Raw genomic sequence first — 24,288 nt, 5'->3', positions numbered from 1 at the left:
AGTGTTATACTTTCCGTACCGGCATCGCAGCGCCAAGTACGAAAGAAAGGAGATATACCATGAAACTAAATCCCGATTGCATTCGCGATATCCTCATTACTGTCGAAAACATGAATTACAATTCTTCTTATACAGTCCAACAACTGCATGACCACTTACCTGCATATTCGATTGAAGAACTGAATTATCATTGCCTTCAAATGATCGATGCAGAATTGCTGAATGCAAAATCAATGAATGTTATAGGTTATATCTCTCCTCAAATATGGAGAATATTTGACCTCACCTATACTGGACACCAGTTTTTAGCTGATATTCGTTCCGAAAGCACTTGGAACAAAACTAAATCCATTGCTAAAAATGTTGGATCTGAATCGCTTCATGCTTTAAAAGACATTGCAGTTAGTGTTGTCACTTCTGCGATTCAGAACAAACTCGGCCTACATTAACATACATTGTCACTGTAAGCTTCGCTGGTTCTGATGAGTCAGCGAAGTGTTCGAGTTTATACCCTGTTACATTCTCAATTTCTTTGCCATTCAGAAATATTCTTTCATTGGCATCGATTGAAACTTCTTTTAATTCCACGTATCTCGCCTCCTCTCTATGTCACTTTATGTGACATCTTCGGTAAAAAAATTTTTTGCACAGTTGTCTTATAATACTTTGCAAGCGCAATCTTTGTAGAATCTCTTGGAACGCGCTGTTCCGTCTCATACATTCCAAGTGTTGACGTAGCAATTCCAACTGCTTTTGCGACTTCTGCCTGACTTCTGTTTCCTCTCAGCTTAATTAATCGCTTTCCGTACGGAACCAACTTTATCACCTCCTGTTTGTCACTCTCTGTGACTGGTTTTAGTATAGCACCAGTCACGTATAGTGTCAATCACATTTTGTGACATTTTTACATTTACTTTTATCACGTTATGTGATAACATCAATTCATAAGGAGGTACAGCATGGGCGACTTTCAAAATATATTTAAACGACTTAGAAATTCATGTGGACTTACACAAGCTGAAATGGCTGAAAAATTGGGAATATCCAGAAGTACTATAGGAATGTATGAAACAGGAGCAAGAGAACCTGATTTTGAAACTCTCGAAAAAATTGCAGATTTTTTTAATGTAGATATTGATTATCTATTGGGACGAACTGACAAAACTACTGTTCTTCCTGAGACAGTTGGTCATTACTATATAAATGACGAAACCAGAGAAATAGCTCAAGAAGTTTTTGAGAACCCAGAGCTGCGCACCCTCTTCCACGTTGCCAGAGACATCCCGCCGGAACGCCTGAAAGCACACATCGAATTTATGAAGAGCCTGAAAGCTCAGGAAAAAGGCGATCCGGACGAACCGTGTTAAGCAAAGGAGACCTATATGAATAACCCACTGCTGACAGAAGCCATCGGGGTATACTTTCTTGATATGGATACCGCTGTGGAAGAAGAAGTGCATCCGAACGAAGACGGCAGCTTTACCATTATCATAAATGCCCGGATCAGCCAGGCCAGGCAGATGATCGCATATCAGCACGCCCTGGAGCACATCATGCGGGATGATTTTGGCAAAGCTGATGCAGATGCGATTGAAATGGCTATGTAACCCAGCGCTGATTGTCATAGAAAAGTTTTGAAGAGCAATACTATTGCAGAAAGGATTCCATGGATACAAATACCGGAAACATTTTAATATACCAAAATGAAAAGGGAGATACCAAAGTCGATGCTTATTTCAATGATGATACTATTTGGATGACCCAGCGTTCCATGTGCGAACCATACCAAGTTTCAAAATCCTCAATCAGTGAACATATCAAAAATATCTATCTTGATCACGAATTAGAGGAAATTCAACTGTTCGGAAATTCCGAACAGTTGGGGATCACATCACCGAAATGACTACCTATATATGACGCATTTTACATTCCAATCTATCTATCAACAATTATTAAGTAACACATTGTACAAATGCAATGAGAGCAATAGTAATTCAGCCAAATATATCGTTGAATGATTGTTTATTTTTACATATTGACAAATTTCTGTTGACACAGGCGCACTAAAATGATATAGTGTAGGAACAAAGAACGCATACTTCGATGTGTTCTTCATATACTATATGGAACGTACTCCGGTGTCCTTCGGGCCCGGGGTCTTTTTATTTTCAAGGAGGATTTTATGGGAGATAAACCATTCAAAACCCATGAAGAGCTTATAGTTATTTTGACGCAAAGAGGAATAAAGATTGATTCTGACGAGGACAAAGCATATGCAAAAACCGTTCTTGCCAAAGAAGGGTACTACAATCTAATAAATGGATATAACAAATTATTTTTAGATTCCAGCGCTGGACCAGATCACTATAAAGATGGAACAACCTTATATGAAATACATGCACTTTATCAGTTTGATCGTGTGCTACGCGATATTTTCTTCCGTTACATATTAAGAGTTGAAACTCATGTAAAAAATTTAATTGCCTATTACTTTCCCATGAAATATGGACACAGCAATTATTTGTTGTATAACAATTTTAATACGAAAGTTAAGGATGCTCAAACCAATATTACATCTTTAATTTCCGAAATCCAACGCCAAATTGCAAGCCGCACGAGTGATCCTAGTATATCCCACTACTTAAAAGAATATGGATATATCCCGCTTTGGGTCCTCAATAATATTTTGACATTTGGCACTATCAGCAAATTTTATAGTCTGATGCAGGTGAAAGAACGCCAAGATGTTTCGCGGACATTTGGAATTATGGACAACGAACTTGAAAACGCCTTAATGTATCTCTCTGCCATTCGAAATTTCTGTGCTCACGGAAATCGGCTTTATTGCTACAGAACTAAAAAGGCATTGATTGATACCAAATTGCACGATCAAATGGGCATTGCAAAAAACAGTAGGGATGAATACATGCAAGGAAAACGTGATCTATTTGCAGCGCTCATTGCTTTAAGACGCCTTCTATCTCATAATGACTACAAAAGAATGACAGAAGAGCTTTCGCGATCTATTCGTAATTTGAATAAAAAATTATCGGTCTTATCACCAGACGATGTATTAAAAGAAATGGGCTTTCCAACCAACTGGAAGGATCTCGGATCATTACCTAATTAAATTCATATAGCAAAACCGCCCGGTGTTACCAGCACCGAACGGCTTTACATAGATTTCTCTTGCCAGATTGCTCCGGCTTGATATATCAGCTTGAACACCTGAATTATATCATCTCCGAAGCGCCCTGGCAAGGGGCGTATTTTTTGTACCTATTTTACCGTTGCGACGTCGCAACACCCACACGAAAGGAGAATGATATATGGGACAATTAAGAACAAGGAAACGTGGATCAACCTGGCAATACAGCTTTGAAGCTGCGCCGGTGAACGGGAAACGAAAATCTATCTCAAAAGGCGGATTCCGTACCAAGGCTGAGGCCCAGACAGCCGGAACTGCAGCAATGAATGAATACAACTCTTCCGGCCAATCATTCACACCATCTGAACTCAGCGTGTCCGACTATCTGGACTACTGGTTTGATAACTATTGCAAAACGAATTTAAAATACAATACGCAGCTTGGTTATCTCTATATTGTAGAGAATCGGTTAAAGCCACGTTTCGGGCAGTACCGGCTAAAATCGCTGACCACTGCTGCCATACAGGAATATGTGAATCAGTTAAGGATTGACGGCCTAGCAAAATCATCCGTCCTTGGAATCTTGCGAGTATTATCGGCTGCCTATGAATATGCTATAGAACCGCTGCAGTATGTCAGAGAAAACCCCTGCGCCCGGATAAAACTGCCAAAATTTGAGAAAGCTCCAAAACAGCGCTATGTTATCCGTCCAGACGAATTTAAAAAAATTCTGGAACGTTTTCCGGAAGACAGCAATTTTTATCTGCCGCTTATGATTGCCTATTATACCGGTTTACGTCTCAGCGAGACCTTTGCGTTATGCTGGGATGATATCGACATGGAAAACCGCACTCTGTCCGTCAAAAAGACTATCGTAAAACGAAATTATGGGGTTGATGTCCGTAAGGTGCTGGAACAGAAGGGAAAGAAGGAAGAAAAATCAGCCTGGTACTTTGGAACACCAAAAACAATCAATTCCATCCGCACCATCAAATTTGGAGATGCTCTCTACAAAGCGTTAAAGCATGCTCTAGTCACACAGAAAAAGAACCGGCTTCTCTATGGCGAATATTACACAGATTATTATCTAAAACCGGAGAAAGATGAAAAAGGAAATGGTATATACCGGATTGTTCCGGTTGAACACAGCATTAGCTGTGCCCTACAACGCGTGGACTTCCTGTGCGTCCGGGAAAACGGGGAATTTATCAGCCCCGACTCCTTTAAATACTGCGCAAGGGTAATCCACCATGAGCTGAATATGGCTTTCGACTATCATTCCCTCCGGCACACTCACGCCACCCTCTTAATAGAAAATGGTGCCGATATCAAGGATGTCCAGATGCGCCTGGGACACGCTGATATCAACACCACCTTGCAGATCTACACTCACGCCACCGAAAAAATGGCAGAACGCAGCGTAGAAATCTTTGAAAAAGCTGCCAGTCTTTGACAACATCTCAAAAAAGTGTTGTCAAATCGTAGTCAAATGGGCTTTCGTGGTCGCCCAGAAAGCCCACAAACCCTTATTTTACGCGGGTCAGCAGCGCGATCGTCTCACAGTTGGTTGAGGTTAAAAGTTACCATATTATAATATCAAAGGAGGTCCCTATGGTACGAACTATTACAACCACAACATTGATCAATGACATCCTGATTGCTCTACATACATCCGGTGTCGTCTCGGACGAAAACCTGAATACAGCTAAGATGATCCTGGAAATGCACCTCTGTCCCTACCAGATCACGCAGGAGGATGAAACAGCCCTGTCTACGGATCTGGATATGACAGATTCTTATCTACAACAATTCCTTTTGGACATGCACTTGCGCGGATGCACCGAATTGAGCATCCGATCATACCGCTATGAGCTGCGCACGTTTCTTGATTTTGTTAATAAAAATGTTAAAGATATCAAATATGCCGACATTATGGCCTATCTGGTGCACGGACGGCTGAATAGAAAATGGCGCGACGGTACCTACAACGGAAAGCTGATCCAGATCCGTTCCTTTTTCTCGTACCTGTATGCAGAGGATCTTCTCCCGGACAATCCCGGGAAGAAACTGAAAGAGGCAAAGGTAGAACGAAAGATCGGTCCTACAATCAACTCCTACCAGCGCGAAGAGGTCAAATGTGCCTGCAAAAATGAACGCGAACTTGCGCTTTGTGAAATGCTTTACAGCACCGGTGCCCGTATCAGTGAGCTGTTAGCCATGAATCGCAGTGATGTGGACATGGTAAACATGAAAGCTATCGTGTACGGTAAAGGACGCAAAGAACGTGAGGTTTACTTCACGGCTCCGGCCAAACTGCACCTTGAACGCTATCTCGCATCACGCACTGATAACAATGAGGCTTTGTTTGTCTCAGCCAACAAGCCATACAATCGTTTAAGCAATGCCGGAGCACGTCATATTTTAAAGAGTATCCAGGCTCGTGATGAGAACATTGCACACATCAAGCTCACCCCGCATACATTCCGTCGATCGGTCGGCACCGATATGATCAACCGTGGTGCGCCATTGGAACTTGTAGCCGAAAAGTTAGGTCATGTGCAGCTTGATACCACCAAAAAATGCTATGCTGCTATCAGCAAAGAGACCGTGCACCAGGCACACAACCGTTTTGTCCAGTAAAAAAGGAGACCAATTACCATGCCTTATACCTTAAACATTAATTATGCCATGTACTATTTAACCTTACAGTATCTTAATGCCAAATCACGTAACTCTGGCCGTTCTTTTGTTATTGACAAGACCGATATTTATTCTGCCGGGGAGGCTGAGTACATCAACCTTTCCCCAGAGGAACAGCACAGCGTTTCTGTTATGGCTGCTAAAGTCGCAGACCAACTCTTTTCCAAGTTACAGGATCGCCCTGGTACGTTAGTTCTTCGGATGCGCCCTGCCGTATTGATCGATGCGCAAGACAACTCTGGCTTACAAGATTCCTATTTATTTGAACCGGAGCTGTAAAAAAAGAAAAGAGCTGGGAGATTGCTTCCTAGCTCTTTTTCTTTATACGTGCGCCCGGCGGCGCACGTATAAAAAGGGAGGGGGAGATCTTATATCTCTCCCTCCCTTTTGTTAAGCCGCAAGTCCTGGATACTGCAGAGCACCATCCTGATCAGAGTCAAGGTCACCGGCTCCGTTGCCATGTGCCCCTCCTCATCCAGATAGTACCATTTGCCTCCAATGGTCTGCAGGCCTTTTACCATTGCTCCGTCTGCTCCCAGGTAGTACCAGTCATCATTGTATCGATACCAGGTGTCATGGACCATCATTCCCGCACCGTCAAACCAGTACCAGCGATCCCCGTCTTTGTACCAGGCATTTACCACATACTTTCCGCTACCGTCCCTGTAGTAAAACCGCCAACCGCCGTCCTCCTGCTGCCATCCGGTCTTAATCTCCTCCGGCACCCATGTAGCCATGAACCGTTCGGGAGTTCCGAACTGTTGAATCATCATGGTCGGTGTGCTTCCCCATTCTGGCATGTACAGGTGCGGTTTGTCTACGATGCTTGACCAATCTCCTCCCCATGCAAGGCCCAGCTTTTTTGCAATCTCTGCAGCACGCTCAAAATGGTGTTGGCTGTCGTTGTACGCATCATCTGATACTTTTCCATCGCCGTCCACATCCATTTTTAAATAAAAATCAAAGGCGATGCCCCACTGATGCTGTGATCGGTAGCTGCTGCCTCTTGCGTTCGTTACGATGTTTCCCGGTTTGGTTCTGCCCTGAGCAAACAAAGCATCCTGTTCCGCTGCTGTTCTCAGGGTCTCACTGATGGCTACGGTAATTCCTTCTGTGGCACATGCTTTAATCCAGGCTGATGCAATACGCTGGAGTCTCGGGTGGCATAATGCAATGTCTCTCATACTCTCACCCCTTTACTTTTCGGTTGCACCGGTGCAACTTTTCTTCTTTTCGATGATTTCTGCTTTCTCCTCTGCCGTGATCCATTTTTTCTTTACGGCATTATCCAGACCTTTTTCGGTCAGTTCCCCTTCCAGGTACAGCTTTTCAATTTTTTCTCTCATAATGTTTCCCATAGCCTTATCCCTCCAGCATTGCCACTAAAATATTGTTCTGGACTTCCTGCATTTCTTCTACGTCCTTGCGCAGATCTGACTTGCACAGGACGATTTCTGCGGCATCTCCATACACCAGCTCACTGTGATAGGATTTAACCTCTCTATCGGTAATGCCGGTGTTATCTTCTGCTTCTGCAGGCTCCTCTGTTTCTGTTGTCTCTTCCGGCTGCTCATCTTCTACTTTTTCGATGTCTACCGGCACATCAAACAGTTTTGATACGCTCTTGATGTACTTATATCCTCTATAGTTCTTGATCAGCTTATCATCTTCATCGTAAAGGCCAATCACATCCAGGTTCTCAGACTGCAGCTCTGCTTCGATATCATCAATGCTTTTATCTCCCAGCTTGATGCGCATGGTCAGACTCTCTTCTCTATCCTGGACTCCGTTTGGCACCATGCTTTCAGTGTTTCCTGATGCAAATTTAAACTTTTCCATAAAATTTCCTCCTGTTTTTAGGTTTATGCGGCCATAACCCGGGCCGCTACGGGAGATATCCGGATCACCTCCTTCTACTCTTTGCTGCCTGCCTTGCTATCAATTTTATTTTTCAGTACCGCAATATACTTCGCCAACCACTCCGGGACTGGTGCACCCATTCTCCCTGCATTTTCTATGATTGATAACGCTTCATTAACCAAGTACCATGCTGTCACCAGCAATGACAGTCTAACATTCACTGGCAACGATAAGCCCAACTGACCAGATGCCTTGATAAGTACATAGTCTATTGCTATTGCAGCCAAAATAACACAAAAATAGGCTACTTTCTTTACTATGCCTTTGGCACCCTTCCGGCTGCTCCAGCCGTAATGACTATCTCCTGGATGGTCCAGTGCTTCCACTGCACTGGCTGACATTCCAGAAAGGTAATCGATCACCATAAGGGCCAGTAAAATTCCTAATAAATAAAAAAGTAAACCCCAGCTTTTCGCTGAGATATGCGACCAATCCAGCCGCCAAAACCTGTACAGTCATGCATGTGCTCCTGTTCATTTTTCTGTTTGCCTCCTTTTGCAATTCATGTTATAATGTTGCAAAAGTTTATACTAAAAAGAACCCGGAAATCCTTAGCCCTTGGATCCGGGTTCTTTTCTTTATTCTCCCTTATTCGTGATCGCAATCCTGATGTCCAGGACCACCCTGCACATGCCTCGGCTCTGCATGATCTGCAGTTCCCGGCGTGCTGTCCTTACGGTACTCATGATCCTTTCCGGTGCTCAGAGCCTCGTTGTGCGGTTCTGGAGACTGTACTCCTGTTGCTGGTCCGTAAGGGATGTTCGGTGTTTCAGATTTGTGTTTGATACTCATGTTCTTTTCCTTTCTGCTGTTTTACGGACAGCTCCGATTCATAAATAAAGCCGCCTTTTTCATGGCGGCATGTTACTCTTTTTTTCAATTTGTAATCGCCTCTTACATGTTCTACCTCTCCGCTTCTCCATCCCATTCGCTGAGTCATATAGTAATTTCGCTTATCGTAAAGGTGACAGCCTTACGATTGATAATGTTGTGATATTCGGTTGTATAACACTACAAAAAGCTCATCTGATTTTTCATATTCCGCTAAATAAACCTTGTTTTGCTTCATCGTGCAAAATTAGTGGCAATTTTTATGTAAGACAAAACGGTGCTTTCTTGCCAGAAACTCCTTGGACGCAACCACTATCAATCAATGTGTATTCGCTTGGCATAACATTGAAAGGGGGCATGATCGTTGTAGATATGACCGGTCATATATGGGACACGGCAACAAATAACGAAGGATGTGTTGTGCATTTGTTTGATACCACCATTACATTTACTTGATTATAATTTTTTATCAAACAGAACAACGCCATAATTATAACCTCTGTTTTCTGGTGATGAAAAAGTAACCTGTTGTCCAGAAATAGAGTATGTAATTAATTCTCCGGTTTTCGCTGGTTCAAATATTGGCATTACATTTGCGGTTTGTCCTACTCCGTATATTAAATACATCCCTGGATCATTTCGTCCAGATGCAACAACAAGCGCTGTAGAACCACTGCGTGGCACACTCACACTATAGCTAGATTGCCAACCTTCGCCATAAACAGTGTTCTTCAAATTACTATTTAACTCATTATATTTTGTCAGCAGGTCCTCATACTTGTCCAACAGATCCTTATTCAGCTGATAGAGCAGGTACGCGCTCGGGATTTTGTCCAGACTGTCAACATTTGCCTGTGTGATCATACTTTTCAGCAATCCATATTTTTTCAAGTAGTTGATGTCGGTATCATGTTTCTGACCCAGAATTGTTCCCATGACTGTGACTAAATCACCAGTCACACCCTCACCAAAACCATTAATAATGTCATTCTGGTGTACCGATGTTCTCTTTTCATCCATTAAATCGATACTTTTTGCATAATGCTGTTTCACATATTCATATCGTGCCAGTAACCAGCGGATATCCTCTCCTCCGTCCAGGATATAATCCTGTTCATTCTTGCTTTCATCCAGTTTCGGAAGCGTTGGATATGCAATCTCGTCAAACTTTTCTTTCGTTACCAGACTTCCGGGATTGATCACAGCAGTTACGCTCTGCACCTCTCCGATCTTAACCACCAGAGTCATCTCAATAAATTTGCTGATCGCGTTGTTCTCTGGGTACATATACTGAGGATCCGCTGACATGTCCAGATAAGCATACAGGATTTCTCCCTCATCCGGATCTGTAGCAAAAAGACCGGCCTCCGTGATGGTAAATCCGGTCTCTACTCCAATTGAGCTAATCTGCATAACCACGCTGGCCTCATCTCCTGATGCGCTGTGAGATGCGATGCTCCCGTCCATTTTGTATTCATTCAAGCCGGTCATGCTGCCTGGATCATACCCTCCCGGCACCTTTCCGGTACCAATGGCCACTCTCGTAAAGGTCAGCGCTGTTTCTGATGCCACCAGCTTTGTGATCAGCTGTAAGCCTTTACGCGTTACTACTGTTCCGTTTGCCATGATTTACTCCTCCTTAATTTGCTCCATATGTGATCTGCAGGTATTCCAGACGCGGCAATGCCACATTGATGCCTGTACCCATTCTGATTTTTTTGTTCGTTGCATCTGGTGATGCCGTTATCTTGATATGATTGGACCGCATCGACATGATATACAGTTTTTCCGCCCCGCCGAAGTAGGTCTGATAAAAGATCCGGATGCCGATTCCAGATGCCTTGATTCTGCTCATTAGCCCCGCTATGGTTTCCGCTACTCTTTTATGCTCCTCATCCAGCTTGTCCTCATCTATGTACAGGTACACTTTAGCTGGATAGATTTCTTCGGTTTTAACATCTGCTGCCGTTACTCCAAACAGCGTAGCTGCAGACAGGATTATTGTGTCCAAATCTCCGGAGGCCAGCATGGCAATGGTCTTGACCTTGATCATGATTCTCAAAATCTCATCACTTGCCTCGCCCCTCGGCACTCCAAAGCTCTCTCCATATCTGGTCAGCGCAGATCCCTGCATGACATCTATGTTGTCCCACAGTTTTACCTTTTCCGTCTGGTCTTTGATAATATCAAATCCCCAGCCCGCAAGCGAAAACAGCTTTCCGATGTTGGTCTGCGGCATCTGGTTTTCTTCCAGGCGCTGCATATCCGTCCGGTTGTAGGAGCTTGTCAGCATCTCCAGCATCTTGATTGCAAAACTCATACGATGATCACCGCGCTTTCTTCTGTGATAGCCTTTTCTCGATACCCCACTTCGATGTTTGTCTTTGTGTAGGTGTTTCCGTCCGTGCTGATATCAATATCAAAGTCTTCCACTCCCGATACCGCCGTTACAATCCCAGGGAGCTTGATGTATACCACATTCTGTCCAATCTCCAGACCTCCGGCTGTATTGCTGCCGATGTAATCAATCAACGCCTGCTTTATAGCATCATCTCCAGCATAGTCCGCGCCCTTTTTCAGGTTTGAGACCTTGATCCATACCTTTTTCGTTGTCGGCCGTGAAAAGCGAATATACAGCTGTTGCTGTGATGCTGTCATCACACTCACTGCGACATTTCCAACGGTCTGGATTCCTCCGGATCGTTTTGCATAGATAGTCTTTGCAATGGTCTCATCTACTCCACCATAGACCACCGCCTCAATGGAATGTGCCGGCAGGTTATAGGTATTGTCAAACTCATCTGCGTCATTCTCATACACAAATGCAGATGATACACCCTCAACGTCATTCAGCAGCGCGGCGCGAAGTGCATCCGCATTTACTCCTCCCGGATAATCGACTGATTGATAATACCGTTCCCGGAATTCTGCGTCTGTTTCTTTCAGCCGTCCTCCCGCTATGTCTGCATCGTTTGTAATCGATTCAATTCCCGCCACCGAAGAGGGATTGACAATCACCAGCACGGTTCCTGCTGCTGTGTTGTATTCCGGTCCTGTCTCCACCGCTCTAACCAGTGCCAGTACATTCCCGGACTCTCCGATCGTCACCGGCTCCATGACGGTATACTGCAGGCCTCCATTGGTGGCTACCAAAAACCAGCCGGAACCGTTGTCCCTGGTGTTCCGGTCACCTTGATATATCCGGTTGCCTTTCCCTCCGTGAGGAGCTGCATGCCAATCGCATTACCCAAGTGATACAGGCTTGTCCCCACTGCAGTATCGATAAACCTGCTGTTATAAACATCTTCCAGGCACGCAAAGAGGATATTCCAGATCCATGCCAGGATGCGCAAAAACACGCCCAGAGGGGAGCGCACAGTCAGATTAATTCCGTCCCCATATAACTCCCGCGCTTTATATTCCAAAGCGTTCAGGAGAACCGTATAGGTCGGTCTGTAAAACCCTTTGTCTGTTAATCCCCAGTTATCATTCACCTACGTTCACCTCCATGCTGACTTTCTTTCCGTCATTCAGCGTACCGGAAAAACTGATCTCAACCGCACGCTTGTCCATGTTTACTGTAAGCTCATCTATCATTGCGACGCGATCCTCCTGGAATATTGCCTCGCGAATGACCTCATCTGTGGTCTCCTCATCGACCGGCAAGCCTAGAATTTGCTCATAGTCGGTACCGTGTTCTGGTACCAGGTCAAAATCGCCCTGAAAGGCTGTCAGGGCCATTCTCACGCTTTGCGCTGCCGTCTCATCATCGCTTATGGTTTCCAGTATCCCGTTATCGTCAAAACACAGGTCTTTCGTGTCCGGATTTATTTTCCATGCATCGTTCATATCCTTATCCTTTCTGCACTACACCGACAAAGACCGCATCGTCTCCAGAATGCACTCTGGTGGAGTTTGGCATGCTCTCCGCGCCACTCTTTAATGAGTTATCGCTGTCCAGGTCCAAATAGACTACCACTCCAATATCTCCAGGATTGATTTTAACCTTTACGGTTCCTTTCTTCCCCTCGACCTCCACCTCGATCGGGATGTTGGCCACCTTAACTCCAAGCACTGGAGGCGGCGATACATACGTTCCTCCAATCTCTCTTTTTACAAGCGGCTTTACATCGACGGTCATCTTTCCCTCGTTAAATGCAGTTACCTGTACAAGATCTGCGCAGCGTACCTTTAACAGGTTTTTCCGCTCGTTGGCTTCCAAATTGGCTAATCCTGGGTCTTTTCTTGCCATAGCCTAACTATTCCCCACCTTTCTGCTTTCTGTCCGTTATCCGGCCACCTTGAACTCAATCTCCGTGTTCCACGTTCCGGTCGGGCTACCTTTGTGCGTTCCGGAAACGATCTGAAACATCCCGTTTAAATCTCTCGACTGGATCTGTACAATGTCACCCGGTCCCATGCGATAATTTAACAGGCATGTTCGTTTCCAGGTTTTCTGTTCTGCTGCCTTTTTTTCCGCATCTGCCCCTTTGGTCTGGGTCGACTCGACCGTCGTAACATCCGAATCCGCAGATGTGAACAGCAGTCCCGTTTCCGGTGTAAGTAAATAACCTTTGTTTACACCGTCCGCAGGATTGTTGATAATGATCTGGTTTGTGCGGATCAGGAGACGCGATTTGCACTCGTTTACCACAATCTCAGTCAGGATGTCTTTTAGCTTTCCGGAGCACACACGCCCTCGCGGATATGTCACATTTTCAACCAGTTGAAAAACTCCAATCTCCAGCCCGAAGATGTTGAGCAGATCTCTCACGATGTCCTCTGCCTTGCAGTTTTCCGCGTAGGTTTTATTGATCTGGGTGTTTAGCCACTGATCCAGGGCCGCCGTGGCTGTGATCTTTGTCACCCACTCAACACCCTGCTGGACATGCCTGCAGCTTGCTACCTGGCCAACAAACAGCACTCCCACATCGTCCTCATATCCTGCATTGAGGATAACAACCTGGTTTTTTTGGATTCCGGCTCTTGATGTGGCACTGAGGTTGTTTACCGTAAAGCTCGCAGTCACCAGCTGGTCGGAGTCATAAAACGGTACCTCAAAGTCAAAATAAAATCCGTCATCCATGTTATATTTAAGCGGCCCGATCTGGAGCATGGCGGACCTCAGAAAAAATGCCATCAGTCCGTCCTCCTCTCATGCAAGTACAGCTGCACATCGGTACCGAAATTATCCTTTGTAACCTCATCAACCTCTCCCGTGAGGCAATACGGAACGATAACCGGCATCGGATACCTTGCATCCTCAATAACACGGAACATCGGTCTCCCATAACGGACCGGATCCCCGTAACAAAGCACCTCACCCGTTGCCATAATAGCCAGGTCGATCGTGTAAAACCCACCCTCATCGTTATACTTGACCGTCATCGTATAGGTGCGGTCATCCAGCTTTACCGAAAAGGTATATGGTACCTTTTCCGCATCGATCGGAATATATTCCACCTCAGCGGTCAATCCCATTGACTGGAGTTCATCCATGCCCCCGCCTCCTTATACTCCATTGTGACTTGCTGTTTTTCTCTGTGTCGGTCCAGAGCTGCTTTTGCCGTTGTAGCTGTTTACATAAGCTGCATAAGAACTCTGGCTGATTTGTTTGCTTACGGTTGTCTTTAACCCCGCTGCTTTCGTTTCCTTCGCTGCTGCTGGTTTCTTTTCGCTTTTGTCTTGTTGGCTCATGAGCTGTTTCTGTCCAATCTCAACATAAGATCCGGAAACAATATTCGCTTTTTGCAGCGTTGCCGTGAACGAAAATCCTTTTTTGTTTGACGCATCATTTTTTAGCTGCAGGTTCGTGATCACATAATTGCTCACCCGGAATTTTCCAACATACGTCACCAGATCCCGATTCCTCCACATACTTTCCAGCCTTGATTGAAAGGAGCTGTAGTTTTTTACTACAACTCCCACAATCTGGATCTGCTCCGGATTAAGATATACATGGTCCTCGATACTGCTTCCACCCTCGATGGCATTTGATGTCATCTTACTGGACTTTGTCACAGTCTCTTGTGTAATGGTTCCGGTCTTTGGCACAAATGATACCGTCCCAGACTTTTTCCCAGTCAATCTATATGACATAATCTCCTCCTACGCATTTCCCTGCTGGATTGCCAGCTGATCGTTCTGATCGTTTTGCATCTCCTGATATAACTCTTTTACCATCTGTTTCAGATCGTCGGTCCATCTGGTACCGCCTCCACCGTCTCCATGGATTTCCACTTTGATCGTTGGATTAAAATTGATATCAGTCTTGGTTGTTTTTGTGCTGTTGCTATTGTTAATGATCTTATCGCTTTTATCGGCCGGAATGATCGTTGATCCGGACGGAAGATATGCCATCTCTCCACCACGCTCATTGATATGTGTCCATCCGCCGCGGAAATTAAGATCACCGTCCGCATTATGCGGGATCTTGGCACCGGCTGATTTTACAGAGGATCCTCCTCCAAATAATCCGGCTACCTTTTCCAGCACTGTTCCGACACCGTTGCCGACATACTCTATAATCTTGGACAAAAAGCCCACGACTGTAGATAACACGCTTGCGATACCACTCAGGACCGGCGATATCGTCTGCAGAATCGGCGGTATGATACGCAATCCGGATGCCAGTGCTGGCAAGAGTGCGTTTACCATGTTTTCGACGTGTGGCATGAGTGGCGCTATCACGTTGTCGTTTAACGTCTTTAAAATGCTGACTAATGGCGGGGCTACCGTGGTTGCGATGTTCCCGATCATGCGGGCCAGCGGCGGTAATACCGTTGTTCCGATGCTTAACAGGATTCCTCCCACCGGAGCCGCTACACTTCCCAGTTGTCCCAGGATGTCCATAAGCGGCAGTATCGCATTCTGAGCCAGGTCCATAATGACCGGTGCTCCTGCTGCAATTCCATTGCTCAGCATGTCAACCAGCCCCATAAGGACCGGTTCAACCTGCGGCCACGAATCCAGCATCGTTCCTACCAGATTCGAAAATACCGGTTCAAATCGTTCCGCGGCATTGGACAAAAAGTCCTGCCAGATACCGTTCAGGCTTTTCAGACCATTGGTATAGCCTTCCTGCTTCTGCGCAGCCTGCTGCTGGATCTCCGTGGAGTTTTTCAGCAGCGCATTCATACGGACCTGTGCCATGGCAGCATCATCCAGCTCATCAATGTTCTGCCCCAGCCCCATTTCCATTGCTGACTGTTTTAATACCGTGTCATCAATCTGGATGCCATATTCCGCAAGGGCACTGGTATTGCCATTGATGTAGTCCTGCATGACTCCCAGTGCTTCTGCATCATCCATCTTAAAGGCTGTTCCCAGGTCATAAGCCAGTGACGTTGTAATCTTTGACAGATCTGTCGCGGCCTCTCCTGTAATCCCCAGCTCGTTGTACATGGCTTTATTTGATACCAAAAAGCCTTGCACTTCTTTTTCGCTTCGGTGGATTGCTCCTGCGAAGTTATCCGCCCACTCTGCCACCCCAGAGTCTGCAGAAAACGCAGCATCAAACTTTGCCCCTGTCTGCTCTGCGTTCTTTCCTGCCTCTACTAGTGCGGATCCGAATTGCTTTGCGACATCGATTCCAGCCTTGACTACTTCAATGGCTGCCGATATAGCAAAAAACGACTTGACCGCAGATCCCATAGCATCCTTGATGCTGGTTCCTGCGTTCTCGCCGTCTTTACCCATATCGTCCAGATCGTCTCCGGTCCTATCCGCTTCGTCTCCTACATTGTCCAGGTCTTCGCGTGCCCTGTGCAGTGCCTCCGAAAGCTTTCCCTTTATGGTCTGAATCGGATGCTCAAATGCGTCCCTGACGCTCTCAGCGCCCGCCACAGCCTTTTTTTTGAACTCATCCGCACGTTTTCCCGCATAGCCATAAGCGCCCTGCATTCCGGCTCTCATTGTCTTTGCCATGGAGTTTGTTTCCTTGTTTGCTGCCGCACTTGTCCGAATTACGGCTTCCCGGAAGCTCCCGGCCTCAGCGCCCATCTGAACATATGACTTCTGAACCTGGTCTCCCATTTGGTCAAAGCTGTCTCCGGCATCTTCTGCTGTGTCGGCCATCGTATCCATGTCCTTTACAGCCGTTCCTGCAGTCTTTGCGACTTCGCTTCCCAGGTCTTCCGCTGCATCTGCAGCTTTCTCCAGTTCCCGTTTGGTATCGCTCACATTCTCCGCGGCTTTGGAACCCATTTTGTCAAATTCTCGACCCGTATCCCGGATAGAGTCCCCAACATCCTCTCCAGCATCACCCACAGCATTCATTCCAGCAGTAACTTTCCAGCTTTCCTCCCGTGCCTCATGCAGCTCATCCGTAAGCATTCCGGCGCTTTTGGCTACTTCGCTTCCCATTCTTACACCGGTATTTTCTGCTTCCATGAATCCTGCCTTAATATCGGATATCCTGTTGATGATTTCTCCAATCTGAGAAATGGAATCACTAAGGCCAAATGTCACACCTATGGTCAGGTTTCTCTTGTCATTCAACTCCGTCCCCCTTCCCGCATATAAAAAGCGGGGGCTCTACGACCTTCCCGCTTGTTGTTTCCGTTCTTCCTGGTAAATTATCCAGCTTCTCTTGCTTCGCAATATTCTGCCAGGTCCATAGCTGCCCATTCCGAATAGCTCATTGTTCCTGATGTAAAAACCAATGTCCAAAATTCATGATGCCGTCTTGCGCTTGCTTGTGCTTGTTCTTCATCACTTTCACTATCCAAGAAAGTGTTCCACCTCTGTCAGCAGCTTTCCGGCTGTTTTGATATCCTCAGTTTCCTCGAAATAATCCAGTCCATTTGTACTGACTTCTTTCGGTTCAACTACTACATTCTTGAATAACTCGTCCATGTATTCCGCAGTCTTCCTGCGTCCTCCAGTCATTCCGCACCGGTCATTCAGATCAAAATACCATCTCGGAGATACACTCTGTAAAGTAAATTCCATTCCATTTACAGTTACCTTTTTCTGTCTTGCCATATATTTTCTATAGCTCCTTTCTGATAGTCCTTTTGGCCGCTCAGGCCACGCTTTACTCATTAGCGGATCTGCAGGTTCGGCACGAAAATACTTACCTGCACACTTCCGGCGGTCTTTCCTCTTGTTACATCCGGCATCTTTACCACGCGGCACCTCTGGGCGCTTACTTTGATGGAATCACTGTCATTCGAATCTGATACCATCAGCGAAACCTCTTTCCGTGATGCCGCCAAGGACCGGAACTTACTGACTGATGACGATGTGCCTGCTAAAGTCAGCTGGACGGTACCGCTCTCATTCGCGTTTTCGGAATATACAACATCTCCCTGGCATCCGACCTCCGTTGTTACCGCATCTTCATTTTTTGTAATGGTAATGAGCGAATCTGCGGCAAAGCCGGTAATGATGCTGCCATTTACACTTACATTTACCTTTTTTACGTCATAACTGGTAATTTCCACGGCTTATCCTCCTTAATCCATTGATACTTTTAACCGACCAGAAATCTTTACACCATGAACGGCTCCAGCCAGCGTAGCCTCCCACGGAATATCCGGCATCTGTCTGGATGTAGCCTGCTTATCAGTTGCCTCTGAACGCTTCGGCACGGTCACGGTATATACTCCTGCTCCTGACTCCGCATCTGTTGCAATGATTCCGTAGCCTGCTGCCTCGTCCATGGTCTCAAATACACCAGCGGCAACCTGGGTAAAGCCTGCATCCGTATACGGAATGGTCGGATTGGTCATAAAAATATTGTAGAGCTTTTCTCTCATGGTCTTTGCGATCCAGTCCGCTCCCAGGATAGCATCGATCCATTCGCCATCCGCACAGCATCCGTTTTTGATGTAGTTTTTCTTGTACTCGTTGGTTACCCAGTTTACGTGATGTTCTTCCAGGGCCGTAAGCTCTGATTCTTTCAGGGCCGGTACGGATACCCCAGTCGGCATCTTAAATTTCCAGGTGACGGACTGCGGATACCACGGACCTACCGCACCGATCCATGCTGCGTCAATATGCTCATCCAGGTCCTCAGTGTACACAATCACCGAACGGCGGTTGCTGACCTCCAGTTCCTTGTTGTCGGTCTGCGCAAAATAAAACTTCCGGTGATCCTCCACACCAGCGGTCAGCTCCGCCTCGCTTGGCTCACTGTCCTCCGCAAACTTGGCCAAAGCTTGATATAATCATCCTCGGCCTTGTCCGTCAGGAACAAATACCAGCCATTATCCGTTTCCTGGAAGGTTTTAATAGCCGTTACCAGTGCGGAAGCTGATTCCGGTTCTGCAAATCCCACAATTCTGACCTTTTTGATCAGAGAGGCCGGGGTCGGTTTTGCCTTGCCCTGCCCCATCATCTGGGCGGCCATCTTATACATATCACTGGTTTCTCCCCAGTCGGTTTTGATATCCTCTAATGCGGTATAATCCTTTACCGCCTTTTCTCCGGCTGTTGAAATCAGGAGAATGTCCAGGGAATCCACTGAGGTATCCACCTGTTCCAGACTTACAACAACCACAACATCTTTAGAGCTCATCGTTCTCTCCCTTCTTTGTTACTACATTTTCGATCACGCTAACCTTGCGTGCCTCTTCATGCGCATAGCGGATTCTGGCATCAAATCCATACCGCCGCGCCTCTTCATCCACCAACAGCGTAGAGCGGTCCTGCACCGTTGATACATCAATCACAGTCACGCCCATGCCTGCAAAAAAGTCATATCCCACATGGTCGAACCATCCTGCTGCCTTCATGGCCAGGAAACAGGCTTCATCCTCTCCCAGGATATACTCGTCACCTGCCTCACGGTCCACGCTGCAGACCGTAAAGGAAAAGCTGCAGCTTGGTTCCTCCCGCCTGTACTCAGTATAGGTGTCTCCATCCTGCTCAGTTCTGTAGTTCCCCAGTTCCCCCGCCTCCGGGTTATACGGCAGTACGCTGTAAAACACATACGGCGGATCCTGTTCCGGGTTCTGCTGATTGTTGAGTACCACCGGGCAGCCCAGATTCTCACTCAGCCCCTGCACGATTCTGTTTCTGATTTCCAAAAAGTTCATCGTTTTGCTGATGCCTCCTTCCGCTCAATCAGATAGCGTTTCATCGGATGGATGGAGTTATGCCCCAGTTCCTGAACCACTGTATAAATGGTTCCATCTTTGTCCCGCACCCGTGCCCCATTCTGGAGCGCATGACCGTTGGTATAAATTTTTTCCGTACAATGGGTGTACGTTCCTGCTGCATCCCGCACCAGGTCTTTGTCATTCACCGGCAGCACCACACCCTGAAACGGTTCTTCTTTTCCTTTCCCTGGGATGTACTGCCCTCCGTTGTTCTGCTTAAATTCCGCCCCTGACTGAATCTCATACATCTCATGCATCAATCCGGTCGGAATCTGCGGCTGTGCGTATGCGAATCCCGTCATCTCATGCTCCTTTCCAGTTGCACCGGTGCAACTTTTACTCCAGACCCTCAATCCGATATGTGATCGAATTTCGGAGCCGTCCGGTCTCAATCAGCGGGTTGTCTGGCCAGTTTGTCGTTGCTTTGGTGATTTTTCCTTTTGCCTTAAAATTAAACGGCTGATTGATATATTCCTGGATCATCCCGACCACCTTCATTCCTATCCGGTTCGCTGCTGTCTCAGCTGTTTCGCCGTACAAAATGATCAGATAAACTGCTTCGGCGGCTATCTCCTCCATGGCCTTCTGATTATTGTCGTATCCGGCGCGGATAAAGCTACGTTCTGGGATATTGACGGATTCCATCAGGATAAACAGAAACTCAATATCATCTTGCTTTTTCCGCTTTGTCTTGTCTTTCCCCGGCTTTTTCTTGTCCGGCTCTTTGTCGGATGGCTGTGCTGTCTGCCTGGGTGCCCCGCCCTTACGCTCTTTGCTGATACATCCAAACAGATAGCCCTCCGCAGTGCGCAGGAAGAACAGCCCTTCAAAATCCATTGGACTTTTTCCGATGGACTTTTTTGCAATCGGAATGGCCAGGTACTTGACGTTCTTGGCCTTGATCGTTGCTCCGAACTCATGCACGTTTGCAATGGTCATGATATCGGCCGGAGCTCCTTCCCGGCCCTCACCACCTGCTCCATATCCGTTCTCACCCTGGATACCAATATGTATCTGTACCTCACTCAGCTTTTTCAATTCTCTCTGAATCCGTTCAAGCTCCGGAGTCACATTATCCTCGATCGTCATTACGTCCACCTCATGTACCGGTTGATTACATTCTGTACCTGGGTACTCAGCTCCTTGTCAAAAGTCCAGCTTACGTCTGAGATGCTAAAAGCTGACAGCCCATTTGCGCCATTGTTGGCAAGATTCCACTGTTGCTGCACCATCTGCCAGACCACATACTGGAGATCATACGGCAGATCTGACAGATTCTCGGCGGTGGCATCCTTCGGCATGATGTATCCGGCCTCATAGGTCACCCGCAGGCACCTCTTGACCGCAATCATATCGTTGGCCAGGCCGCCATAATATCCGCTGAGCGCCCAGCCGGAATCCTTATACAGCACACCGATTTCCCCAGTATCCTCATAGGAATAGGAATCCGGTTCCATAACCTTTCCGCAGTCAGTATCTACTACCGATGCCACAGACCTGATCGGATACTGTTTCAGGCATAATTCCTGGTACCCGGTCGGGTGATGGTTCTCAACATACTCTTTCCGGGCAAACTTACGGTCCGTCATCGTCTCGATGTACGCAGATGCGGCATTAATCAGCCTTTCCAGGTTATCCTTTGTCGCATCGTCTACCGTTGTCATCCCCATAAATCCCATCAGGTCCGAAAGCGTTGTCATGGCATTACCTGCCAGCAGGCTTTTTCTTTCTTCCATGGCTCTCACCATCCTTTTTTAAGGAAGAGGCCGGAGTCTCCGCCTTGTTGCATCTCGGACCAGCCATCTTATTTTCTCGACTTTTCTGATCCATAGGTACCTCCTTAGACCGGTGCCTTGGTCGGATCACCCATAACCAGTGCATACGCTGCGTTAGCTGCTGCCGGGCTGCTGCCTCCGGTAAAGGAAATAGTCGGAGTGATCTTGATATAACGTTTGCATCCCAGGAGATCCAGATTCATTTTCAGCTCATCACCGGAGCTAACCGCCACCTCTTTCAGGATGCCATTTAAGGTGGTTGCGTCCGGATCCATCTTGGTATCCGGTACCGGCTCAAATTCGCCTGCTGCGGTGTCACAGTGTTCCACCTTCACGCTCAGCTTGGCCGCAGTCGGGGTGCCAGTAATAGCACCTACAGATACAGCAAAGACCGCGGAGAGAAATCCCTCGCGGTCCACAGCCTTTTCAGCACCGATCACAACAGCCACATTGTCAAACAGTGTTCTTTTCATTCTTTTTCACCCTCCTTAAAATGCCTTGATTCCCTTGCAGTACAGGAAGCTTTCCTCATGGCGCGCAGTAATATCATCAAACATGATTGCACGGGTAGCGGACAGATTTTCCTCGAATGCGTTATGGGTAATTCCCTGCTCATCGGTCCATGAACCATCCAGAGTAGTGTAGGTCTCCAGTCCCATCTGATCACCAATCAGGAGATCCGACCAGTTACCAAAGAACAGATCTGTCTTTCCGTTCTTATCGGTCGGGATCTGGTTGCTTACGCGGTACGGCATTCCGCACAGCTTATGCTCACCCATCATCTCATCACGATAGATATACTCTCCGGTCTGGGTCTTCATGTTTTTGAATACACCCTCCAGCAGGCTGTTCATAGCCCAACCGGTATGGACGTCATCGATATTCTTGGCCATTGCCTTTGCAGATACATATACCGGGAAATCTGCAGTGATCTTACCGGTTGCATCTGCCAGATCCGTGTTATCCAGCTTGGTTGCGTCAATATTTTCAATGCCCTTATTGTTTGCAATACCCATCGGCATGAACTCAGATCCGGTTCCATACAGACCACCAAAATCAAGACCCAGCTGCATACGGCGGAACAGATCGTTCGCAAACATCGCGTCTGCAGAGTATGTGGTCATTAACAGCAGTTCTCTGGACTGCGGTACAATGGCCTCCAGTCTCTTTGCAGACATCCGGATGTTTCCATACTTCGGATTGGTGGCTGCGATCTTACGACCCTCACCGCCCCACTGTGCACGGGTTCCGGAGGTCATGCGCGGAAGGTTCAGGTTACCATTGGTCAGCGGAATCGGCTGAGCGCCTAACTCTACGATAACAGTCTTCGGATACAGCAATTCGATGATCTGGTCAGAATATACCTCCGGAATCAGGAAACCGCCACCAACGGAATTGGTTGCGGACATTGCCTTAAACTCCCGCTCCATGTCCTTATCGCCATACTTCTTGCGGGCAATCCATGCCGCACGTTCCGGATCACCCTTTCCATGGATGTCCATGCACTTGATAGCACGGGCAATCACAATCTCCTTCGGAATATTCTTCTGCTGCACTACGCCCGGGTCCTCTTTGCGATTCAGGAAGATATTACTGTACTTTCTGGACGGAGCACGACGGGCGGATTTCTTCTGACGTTTCGGAGCTGCGCTCTTTCTGCCCTTCTGCTCATCATCTTCCACGCTGTCATCCTCCATTACCTCGGCAACCGCATCCAGCAACTCATCCGCAAAACCGTCACCCAGCTCATCATCCTTGCGGGATTTACGCTTCTCGTTGACATCGTCGATGGCATCCTGGATTACGGTCTCCAGATCCACCTCGTCACTCTTGGTGCCGTCTGCCGCATCCACGATGGCATCCACGATCTCTGCTGCGTCATCCTCGCTGATTTCATCAGCCTTGGCCGCCTTGCGCTTCTCGTTCATGGCATCAATGGCATCGCTCACAATGCCAGCCAGGTCATCGTCTTTGCCCTCTTCCGGCTCGTCATCATCTTTCTGTTCTTCCAAAGCATCTTTTACTGCTGCCTTGATCATATCAGTCAGATCGTCCGCTCCCATTTTCATGCTTTTTCTTCTTGCCGCTTTACGGTTTAATCTGTATTTGCTCAAATTATCATCCTCCTTAAAATACAATTTCAATTTCTCTTGATTTTCTGCTTCCAGGAGTCCTTCTCCGGGAAACTGATTTCTTGCCGTCTGCTTCCTCGATTACTGAATCGATCATGCGGGCGGAGTCTTTCATAGACTGGCTGACCTGTTTCAGAGACTTCAATCTTGCATCGCTGATTTTCCGTCCTTCTTTCAGTTCGCGTCGGATTTCCTCAGTCGCGGACTTATAGTCCGTAATGACTGCCTCCGGGTTCATGGCCCAGGTAACTACCGATACCTCCCACAGATCCACCTCTTTCAGATGCCGGATGCCTGCCTGGTCAAATTCAAAGACCACCGGCTCATATCCAATGGATAACTCATTCAGGACCCCATCCTTTAACAGGATCTTGATGTCCTTACCCATGGAGGTATCTGAGATCTTTGCTTTTAAGAACAGCCCCTTCTCATCCTCCCGAAGTTCCAGAGGCTTTCCTATCGGCAGCCAGCAGTCATTATGCAGAGCCAGGATCTTCACCCGCTCCCATCCTGCTGCCAGCGCCTTCGCAAAAGCTCCCGGCTCGATGATGTCACCGCCACTATCCACATTCTCGAAGACCGCACCGTATCCGGAAAAGATACCCTCTTCCTCGTCGTACTCGTCCATCTTGAATGACAGCCGCTTTGTCTCGTGCTTCACGCTTGGTTCCTCCTTT

At 47.0% G+C, this 24,288-nt stretch carries 38 protein-coding genes; 8 read left to right on the top strand and 30 right to left on the bottom strand.

The window, feature by feature from the left end:
• Nucleotides 1–59 precede the first annotated feature (59 nt).
• Entirely contained in the window at nucleotides 60–449 is a 390-nt protein-coding gene (locus DXA97_RS13835; protein WP_118720799.1) for a DUF2513 domain-containing protein, read from the top strand.
• On the opposite strand, the gene DXA97_RS20265 is transcribed toward DXA97_RS13835, so the two are convergent.
• Nucleotides 412–588 (bottom strand): hypothetical protein, encoded by a 177-nt coding sequence (locus DXA97_RS20265; RefSeq protein ID WP_182436909.1) that lies wholly within the window; start codon nucleotides 586–588, stop codon nucleotides 412–414. The two genes, DXA97_RS13835 and DXA97_RS20265, sit on opposite strands and share 38 nt — an antisense overlap.
• Nucleotides 589–604: 16 nt before the next feature.
• Complete coding sequence (locus DXA97_RS13830; RefSeq protein WP_243107673.1) at nucleotides 605–826, bottom strand: helix-turn-helix transcriptional regulator; 222 nt, start codon at nucleotides 824–826, stop codon at nucleotides 605–607.
• Nucleotides 827–959: 133 nt separating this feature from the next.
• Between DXA97_RS13830 and DXA97_RS13825 the strand changes: the two genes are divergently transcribed.
• From DXA97_RS13825 to DXA97_RS13795, 7 genes are all read left to right on the top strand, one after another.
• Complete coding sequence (locus DXA97_RS13825; protein ID WP_118720797.1) at nucleotides 960–1,367, top strand: helix-turn-helix transcriptional regulator; 408 nt, start codon at nucleotides 960–962, stop codon at nucleotides 1,365–1,367.
• 15 nt (nucleotides 1,368–1,382) lie between these two features.
• Nucleotides 1,383–1,607: a hypothetical protein gene (locus tag DXA97_RS13820; RefSeq protein ID WP_118720795.1), complete on the top strand. Its 225-nt coding sequence runs from the start codon at nucleotides 1,383–1,385 to the stop codon at nucleotides 1,605–1,607.
• A gap of 59 nt (nucleotides 1,608–1,666) precedes the next feature.
• Nucleotides 1,667–1,903: a hypothetical protein gene (locus DXA97_RS13815; protein ID WP_182436908.1), complete on the top strand. Its 237-nt coding sequence runs from the start codon at nucleotides 1,667–1,669 to the stop codon at nucleotides 1,901–1,903.
• Between the two features lie 279 nt (nucleotides 1,904–2,182).
• Complete coding sequence (locus DXA97_RS13810) at nucleotides 2,183–3,130, top strand: Abi family protein (protein ID WP_118720793.1); 948 nt, start codon at nucleotides 2,183–2,185, stop codon at nucleotides 3,128–3,130.
• A 199-nt stretch (nucleotides 3,131–3,329) separates the two neighbouring features.
• The gene (locus DXA97_RS13805) at nucleotides 3,330–4,601 is read left to right on the top strand and encodes a site-specific integrase (RefSeq protein ID WP_118720792.1); all 1,272 of its coding nucleotides are present in this window, start codon (nucleotides 3,330–3,332) and stop codon (nucleotides 4,599–4,601) included.
• Nucleotides 4,602–4,759: 158 nt separating this feature from the next.
• Nucleotides 4,760–5,788 (top strand): tyrosine-type recombinase/integrase, encoded by a 1,029-nt coding sequence (locus tag DXA97_RS13800; RefSeq protein ID WP_118720790.1) that lies wholly within the window; start codon nucleotides 4,760–4,762, stop codon nucleotides 5,786–5,788.
• 18 nt (nucleotides 5,789–5,806) lie between these two features.
• Nucleotides 5,807–6,127 (top strand): hypothetical protein, encoded by a 321-nt coding sequence (locus tag DXA97_RS13795; protein WP_118720788.1) that lies wholly within the window; start codon nucleotides 5,807–5,809, stop codon nucleotides 6,125–6,127.
• Nucleotides 6,128–6,216: 89 nt separating this feature from the next.
• Here the strand turns inward: DXA97_RS13795 and DXA97_RS13790 are convergent, their stop codons facing one another.
• The 28 genes from DXA97_RS13790 to DXA97_RS13670 all read right to left on the bottom strand — a co-directional run bounded on the left by DXA97_RS13790 (nucleotide 6,217) and on the right by DXA97_RS13670 (nucleotide 24,272).
• Nucleotides 6,217–7,032, bottom strand: a complete 816-nt coding sequence (locus tag DXA97_RS13790) for a M15 family metallopeptidase (RefSeq protein ID WP_243107672.1) — start codon at nucleotides 7,030–7,032, stop codon at nucleotides 6,217–6,219.
• A gap of 12 nt (nucleotides 7,033–7,044) precedes the next feature.
• On the bottom strand, nucleotides 7,045–7,206 hold the full coding sequence (locus tag DXA97_RS13785; protein ID WP_347561623.1) for an XkdX family protein: 162 nt from the start codon (nucleotides 7,204–7,206) through the stop codon (nucleotides 7,045–7,047).
• A 4-nt stretch (nucleotides 7,207–7,210) separates the two neighbouring features.
• Nucleotides 7,211–7,687 (bottom strand): hypothetical protein, encoded by a 477-nt coding sequence (locus DXA97_RS13780; RefSeq protein ID WP_118720786.1) that lies wholly within the window; start codon nucleotides 7,685–7,687, stop codon nucleotides 7,211–7,213.
• A 74-nt stretch (nucleotides 7,688–7,761) separates the two neighbouring features.
• Complete coding sequence (locus DXA97_RS13775) at nucleotides 7,762–8,133, bottom strand: phage holin family protein (RefSeq protein ID WP_243107671.1); 372 nt, start codon at nucleotides 8,131–8,133, stop codon at nucleotides 7,762–7,764.
• 223 nt (nucleotides 8,134–8,356) lie between these two features.
• Nucleotides 8,357–8,560: a hypothetical protein gene (locus tag DXA97_RS13770; RefSeq protein ID WP_118720784.1), complete on the bottom strand. Its 204-nt coding sequence runs from the start codon at nucleotides 8,558–8,560 to the stop codon at nucleotides 8,357–8,359.
• Nucleotides 8,561–9,055: 495 nt separating this feature from the next.
• Complete coding sequence (locus tag DXA97_RS13765; protein WP_118720782.1) at nucleotides 9,056–10,225, bottom strand: phage tail protein; 1,170 nt, start codon at nucleotides 10,223–10,225, stop codon at nucleotides 9,056–9,058.
• 13 nt (nucleotides 10,226–10,238) lie between these two features.
• Entirely contained in the window at nucleotides 10,239–10,919 is a 681-nt protein-coding gene (locus DXA97_RS13760; RefSeq protein WP_182436907.1) for a hypothetical protein, read from the bottom strand.
• Complete coding sequence (locus DXA97_RS13755) at nucleotides 10,916–11,752, bottom strand: baseplate J/gp47 family protein (protein ID WP_243107670.1); 837 nt, start codon at nucleotides 11,750–11,752, stop codon at nucleotides 10,916–10,918. The genes DXA97_RS13760 and DXA97_RS13755 overlap by 4 nt, the downstream gene beginning before the upstream one ends.
• Nucleotides 11,746–12,093, bottom strand: a complete 348-nt coding sequence (locus DXA97_RS21015; protein ID WP_243107669.1) for a hypothetical protein — start codon at nucleotides 12,091–12,093, stop codon at nucleotides 11,746–11,748. Before DXA97_RS21015 ends, DXA97_RS13755 begins: the two co-directional genes overlap by 7 nt.
• Nucleotides 12,086–12,448: a hypothetical protein gene (locus DXA97_RS13750; protein ID WP_118720780.1), complete on the bottom strand. Its 363-nt coding sequence runs from the start codon at nucleotides 12,446–12,448 to the stop codon at nucleotides 12,086–12,088. Before DXA97_RS13750 ends, DXA97_RS21015 begins: the two co-directional genes overlap by 8 nt.
• 4 nt (nucleotides 12,449–12,452) lie before the next feature.
• The gene (locus DXA97_RS13745; RefSeq protein WP_243107668.1) at nucleotides 12,453–12,821 is read right to left on the bottom strand and encodes a Gp138 family membrane-puncturing spike protein; all 369 of its coding nucleotides are present in this window, start codon (nucleotides 12,819–12,821) and stop codon (nucleotides 12,453–12,455) included.
• Between the two features lie 66 nt (nucleotides 12,822–12,887).
• Nucleotides 12,888–13,739 carry a hypothetical protein gene (locus DXA97_RS13740; protein ID WP_118720776.1) on the bottom strand — a complete coding sequence of 284 codons (852 nt, stop codon included), beginning with the start codon at nucleotides 13,737–13,739 and terminating at the stop codon, nucleotides 12,888–12,890.
• Nucleotides 13,739–14,098, bottom strand: coding sequence for a hypothetical protein (locus DXA97_RS13735; RefSeq protein WP_118720774.1), 360 nt, complete (start codon nucleotides 14,096–14,098; stop codon nucleotides 13,739–13,741). Before DXA97_RS13735 ends, DXA97_RS13740 begins: the two co-directional genes overlap by 1 nt.
• Nucleotides 14,099–14,110: 12 nt before the next feature.
• Nucleotides 14,111–14,698 (bottom strand): phage baseplate protein, encoded by a 588-nt coding sequence (locus tag DXA97_RS13730; protein ID WP_118720772.1) that lies wholly within the window; start codon nucleotides 14,696–14,698, stop codon nucleotides 14,111–14,113.
• A gap of 9 nt (nucleotides 14,699–14,707) precedes the next feature.
• Nucleotides 14,708–17,098, bottom strand: a complete 2,391-nt coding sequence (locus tag DXA97_RS13725) for a hypothetical protein (RefSeq protein ID WP_118720770.1) — start codon at nucleotides 17,096–17,098, stop codon at nucleotides 14,708–14,710.
• 77 nt (nucleotides 17,099–17,175) lie between these two features.
• Entirely contained in the window at nucleotides 17,176–17,328 is a 153-nt protein-coding gene (locus DXA97_RS13720; RefSeq protein ID WP_118720768.1) for an acetyltransferase, read from the bottom strand.
• Entirely contained in the window at nucleotides 17,321–17,584 is a 264-nt protein-coding gene (locus DXA97_RS13715; protein ID WP_243025742.1) for a hypothetical protein, read from the bottom strand. The genes DXA97_RS13720 and DXA97_RS13715 overlap by 8 nt, the downstream gene beginning before the upstream one ends.
• A gap of 59 nt (nucleotides 17,585–17,643) precedes the next feature.
• Entirely contained in the window at nucleotides 17,644–18,045 is a 402-nt protein-coding gene (locus tag DXA97_RS13710) for a phage protein (protein WP_118720764.1), read from the bottom strand.
• A gap of 12 nt (nucleotides 18,046–18,057) precedes the next feature.
• A complete protein-coding gene (locus tag DXA97_RS13705; RefSeq protein ID WP_243107667.1) occupies nucleotides 18,058–18,759 on the bottom strand; it encodes a DUF3383 family protein in 702 nt (233 codons plus the stop codon).
• The gene (locus DXA97_RS21010; protein WP_243107666.1) at nucleotides 18,714–19,121 is read right to left on the bottom strand and encodes a hypothetical protein; all 408 of its coding nucleotides are present in this window, start codon (nucleotides 19,119–19,121) and stop codon (nucleotides 18,714–18,716) included. Before DXA97_RS21010 ends, DXA97_RS13705 begins: the two co-directional genes overlap by 46 nt.
• Nucleotides 19,111–19,641, bottom strand: a complete 531-nt coding sequence (locus DXA97_RS13700) for a hypothetical protein (RefSeq protein ID WP_118720762.1) — start codon at nucleotides 19,639–19,641, stop codon at nucleotides 19,111–19,113. Before DXA97_RS13700 ends, DXA97_RS21010 begins: the two co-directional genes overlap by 11 nt.
• A complete protein-coding gene (locus tag DXA97_RS13695; RefSeq protein WP_118720760.1) occupies nucleotides 19,638–20,006 on the bottom strand; it encodes a hypothetical protein in 369 nt (122 codons plus the stop codon). The genes DXA97_RS13700 and DXA97_RS13695 overlap by 4 nt, the downstream gene beginning before the upstream one ends.
• Nucleotides 20,007–20,040: 34 nt before the next feature.
• Complete coding sequence (locus DXA97_RS13690; protein ID WP_118720758.1) at nucleotides 20,041–20,793, bottom strand: hypothetical protein; 753 nt, start codon at nucleotides 20,791–20,793, stop codon at nucleotides 20,041–20,043.
• Nucleotides 20,793–21,440, bottom strand: a complete 648-nt coding sequence (locus DXA97_RS13685; RefSeq protein ID WP_118720756.1) for a phage gp6-like head-tail connector protein — start codon at nucleotides 21,438–21,440, stop codon at nucleotides 20,793–20,795. Before DXA97_RS13685 ends, DXA97_RS13690 begins: the two co-directional genes overlap by 1 nt.
• Nucleotides 21,409–21,534, bottom strand: coding sequence for a hypothetical protein (locus tag DXA97_RS21625; RefSeq protein ID WP_279221177.1), 126 nt, complete (start codon nucleotides 21,532–21,534; stop codon nucleotides 21,409–21,411). The genes DXA97_RS13685 and DXA97_RS21625 overlap by 32 nt, the downstream gene beginning before the upstream one ends.
• Before the next feature lie 10 nt (nucleotides 21,535–21,544).
• Nucleotides 21,545–21,952, bottom strand: coding sequence for a hypothetical protein (locus tag DXA97_RS13680; RefSeq protein ID WP_118720754.1), 408 nt, complete (start codon nucleotides 21,950–21,952; stop codon nucleotides 21,545–21,547).
• A 15-nt stretch (nucleotides 21,953–21,967) separates the two neighbouring features.
• Entirely contained in the window at nucleotides 21,968–23,593 is a 1,626-nt protein-coding gene (locus DXA97_RS13675) for a phage major capsid protein (protein ID WP_243107665.1), read from the bottom strand.
• 13 nt (nucleotides 23,594–23,606) lie between these two features.
• Entirely contained in the window at nucleotides 23,607–24,272 is a 666-nt protein-coding gene (locus DXA97_RS13670; RefSeq protein ID WP_118720752.1) for an HK97 family phage prohead protease, read from the bottom strand.
• Nucleotides 24,273–24,288 lie beyond the last annotated feature (16 nt).

It is taken from the genome of Clostridium sp. OF09-36, assembly GCF_003481985.1.
In the GTDB taxonomy this organism is placed as follows: Bacteria; Bacillota; Clostridia; order Lachnospirales; family Lachnospiraceae; genus Brotaphodocola.
Note: the sequence above shows the minus strand (reverse complement) of the source record. Positions and strands in the feature narration are given on the sequence as shown.